Annotated in this window: 4 protein-coding genes; 3 read left to right on the top strand and 1 reads right to left on the bottom strand. The window is 32.0% G+C overall.

The genetic code is table 11. From position 1 onward, the window contains the following. Positions 1-176: 176 nt before the first annotated feature. Positions 177-1,325 (top strand): ankyrin repeat domain-containing protein, encoded by a 1,149-nt coding sequence (locus tag ACNQGO_RS15290; RefSeq protein WP_417947962.1) that lies wholly within the window; start codon positions 177-179, stop codon positions 1,323-1,325. A gap of 194 nt (positions 1,326-1,519) precedes the next feature. Further along, a complete protein-coding gene (locus tag ACNQGO_RS15285; protein ID WP_417985804.1) occupies positions 1,520-1,750 on the top strand; it encodes a hypothetical protein in 231 nt (76 codons plus the stop codon). Position 1,751: 1 nt separating this feature from the next. On the opposite strand, the gene ACNQGO_RS15280 is transcribed toward ACNQGO_RS15285, so the two are convergent. After that, the gene (locus tag ACNQGO_RS15280; protein WP_417985803.1) at positions 1,752-1,985 is read right to left on the bottom strand and encodes a hypothetical protein; all 234 of its coding nucleotides are present in this window, start codon (positions 1,983-1,985) and stop codon (positions 1,752-1,754) included. Positions 1,986-2,045: 60 nt separating this feature from the next. Between ACNQGO_RS15280 and ACNQGO_RS15275 the strand changes: the two genes are divergently transcribed. Next, positions 2,046-2,594, top strand: coding sequence for a hypothetical protein (locus tag ACNQGO_RS15275; RefSeq protein WP_417985802.1), 549 nt, complete (start codon positions 2,046-2,048; stop codon positions 2,592-2,594). Positions 2,595-2,902: the final 308 nt, after the last annotated feature.

Below are 2,902 nucleotides of genomic sequence, written 5' to 3'. Positions count from 1 at the left end.
AATCATAAAGCGAGTTTTAATAGAACGAAGTTTAAATGTAGTTTAAATAACATATATTTACTCCATGAGTAACAAAATACAGTTTGTTTGGAGGTTTTTAGACGAACTGACGTTGGCGGTAATTTTACCGAACGACCACAACCTAACGAAACGACATAATATTAAATTACATATTAATGGGACTATTTAACTTTCTGAAGAAAAACAATTCAAAACCTGAAGCCGACGTTAATTTTAACGAATCAGAAAGCAATCAGAAAAAAAAATCAAAAAAGAAAACTACACTTCCTAAAAACTTTGATGAACTAATCAAAGAAAATGATATAGAAAATCTCAAAAAGGTTTTTGACACTTGTGAATTAGATGCAAGAGGTGGTTATGGAAAAGCAACGGCTCTTAGCTTTTTCAGTGTTCCTAATGAATTTGTTCATTGGTTGGTAGAAAATGGAGCAAACATCGAAGCCGTAGATATTTATGGGCGTACAGCACTTCACAGGCATACAATGGCTCGAAGTGGTAAGATTACAGCATTTTTAGAACTTGGAGCAAACGTAAATGCAGTAGACGAAGATGGCGACACACCTTTGCACCTTGCTTCAGGAAGTGGTTTCAACGTTTCTTCAGTAAAGCAATTAGCTGAATATGGAGCAAATACCAAAGTTCTCAATGCAAGTAAGCAAACGCCTCTTGAATACGCTCTAAGTCGTGCAAATAATCTTGACATTGTGAATATGGTAGAAATATCAGAAATTCTACTGAAAAATACAGAGATAACCCAAAAGATGCAAGACAGTATTACTCGTATCGGAGAAAATTTTGAGTTTCATCGTCAAAATTTCAACAAAGATTATCTGCAACAAACAGACGAAGCACTAAATAAACTTTATGAAATTTATAGAGTTTCGCCTGTAAAAAAACGCATTATGCACGATGGAGTATCTCAAATAATTGTGAGCGGAGCAACTTGGCAAAAACAATTTGAAGAATTATGGGAACTTTTAATTCCATCAAACGGAAATGCAAAAACAGTGCAAGGAGAAGTTGTGCGAATTGCAGGAAGAGTGCGTGATGAAATATACAGAAATGGCGGTGCAAATTGGAATGTTGATTTCAAAAAAATGTTGGACGCATTTTTGGTGCATTTAGCTTCAAATAACGCTTTGTCAACTGATGAACTTGAAAAATTAAATTCCCTTGTACAAGACATTCGTAAAAACAAAGATGCAGAAACTGACGAGCTAAATTATCTCTGCGAGCTTGCAACAAAATGGACACTTCTTAACCCAAAACCAATTTTACTTGTCAAACCAAATTACAAAAGATAAAAAAACTACCGCCAACACACGCTACAAGCAAGCTGGGCATTTGGCAAAATTTGAAGACGGTTTTGTATTTGAAAAATTAGTTTTTAACCGAAAGATTACGCATTTTTAATCTCAGCCTGCGTGTAGCGCGGGAACGTTGTCATACAGTTTAGAGAACCGAAACAGAAATAACGAAAAATACTAAAATAGAAATTATGGAATTAAAACCGCTTGAAAATTATACCGACAGAGAATTACTTGAATTAATTGTTAGCAACCAAGTACGTTCAGAACAAAGACTTTATAAAATTTATGCTTTTATGACTGATAAATATGGTGCTGAATTTAGTAAACATAATAAACATAAAGGCGAAACTTTTGAAGACTTCTTAGATTCATTTATGGGTCTAGACCAACAAATTAATAAAAAACTATCTAACGATTAAGTCAATACTCTTCTTCAAGATATTTTTTAAACTCTGTGTGTTTGTCTTCTAAAAATTCTTCAGTTATGTTTATTACTGAATTATCTCTTAATACGGTTTCTACATTACGTATTATTGAACGATTATAACTAACTGAATTACCGTTTAATAGTAAAAGTATTTTGTTGACAGTAATGTTTTCAGCTAATAGTTTCTTAGCTGTTTCTTGTTGTTTTATTTTATATGTATCTGACATTTTGTTTTTGTTTTAGTACGGTTCCGAAGAACCGATGATTAGTAATTTAATTTAGTAAATATGAGTGCTGAAATCCCAAATAATGATTATAGAGATTGGATATTATTTAAAGGTGTCGATGATGATAATTTTGTTTTTGATATTTCCAAACATTATAATTTTATTAATAGTTTAAACGAAATTGAAAAAGCACGATTTGATTTAGCGTTAAAAGAAATGCTAATGAATGGTACTCTTTTTGAACATAAAAAAAACAAAATCTTTTTACTTACTAGTTTAGGTAAAGCAGTTAGTGAAGAGGGTAGTTTCTCAGCATATAATCCACACATTAGTTCCGAACTCAACATAAACGAGCAATTCAGTAAAAATTTAGACTTAAACAAACGAACTACATACGCAACTCTTGGAATTTCTGTTTTTACAATGCTTATATTATTAGCACAGACATTTATTCAAAGCAAAACCCCGACAGTGAAAATAAAAACAGAAGCAACGCTAACCAAAAATATAGAACAAGATTTAAAAGAAATAAATACCACGCTACGTCTCCATCATCAGACATTAAAGGATTCTTTGAAAAAGGAACTCCATACACTACCCAAGAAATAAGATTCAACATTGTGTAAAAGTGTTAATCGGCTAAATGACGGAATTTAAAACCGCCCATAAAACCGATATGACAACAGTGGCTTCAAGATATTTGGGTATTGGGCTTAATTTAAATATGGTTTTGTACTTTTATTTTTAGTCTTTAACCGAAATATAAATCTTAATTTAATCCCCAAACATCGTGAAAGCCACGGGACGTCAAACTGTCTAATAACCTCCTTTTCCCCTGTTAGATAATTTGTACAAAAAACCGTTCAAATAATTTGCATAACTCGTTGGTTTTATGTATATTTAAGAATGAAATTCAT

This window comes from Flavobacterium frigidum, from assembly GCF_048286735.1.
GTDB lineage: Bacteria > Bacteroidota > Bacteroidia > Flavobacteriales > Flavobacteriaceae > Flavobacterium.
The sequence above is the reverse complement of the archived record's forward strand: the minus strand, read 5'-3'. Positions and strand labels throughout refer to the sequence as shown.

Excerpts from the sequence above, each read along its gene's own strand:
- ACNQGO_RS15285 (WP_417985804.1), top strand. The coding sequence starts at position 1,520 with ATGGAATTAAAACCGCTTGAAAATTATACCGACAGAGAATTACTTGAA.
- ACNQGO_RS15290 (WP_417947962.1), top strand. The coding sequence starts at position 177 with ATGGGACTATTTAACTTTCTGAAGAAAAACAATTCAAAACCTGAAGCC.
- ACNQGO_RS15275 (WP_417985802.1), top strand. The coding sequence starts at position 2,046 with ATGAGTGCTGAAATCCCAAATAATGATTATAGAGATTGGATATTATTT.
- ACNQGO_RS15280 (WP_417985803.1), bottom strand. The coding sequence starts at position 1,985 with ATGTCAGATACATATAAAATAAAACAACAAGAAACAGCTAAGAAACTA.